Source organism: Providencia sp. UF-224 (assembly GCF_058245955.1).
The window spans coordinates 1-268 of the sequence record NZ_JBSICC010000139.1 but is presented as its reverse complement, the minus strand read 5'-3'; the positions used below and the strand labels follow the sequence as shown (position 1 = coordinate 268).

The window sequence follows — 268 nt, the reverse complement described above, 5'->3', positions numbered from 1 at the left end:
CAACAGCATGCGGGCCGAGTCACACGGCGAGATACGGCAAGGGGGTATCAGCTTTACCACTATGATGTGAATGGGCGGCTAGAGAGGAAAATTGTCTATGAACATGGCTATCGTCCGAAGGAATGGCGTTATCTGTGGAACACACAGAACCAATTGACGGCCTGTTTTACCCCGAAGGGTGGCTGCTGGCGCTATACCTATGATGCGTTTGGACGGCGCCTCAGCAAAACCCAAACGGTGGATAGCCAAGCGGCTCATGTCAATCCAC

1 pseudogene is annotated in these 268 nt (G+C 53.4%); it reads left to right on the top strand.

Going from position 1 to position 268, the window contains the following annotated elements:
• A pseudogene (locus tag AC4IFO_RS23200) lies at window positions 1-268 on the top strand (RHS repeat domain-containing protein); the annotation flags it as partial.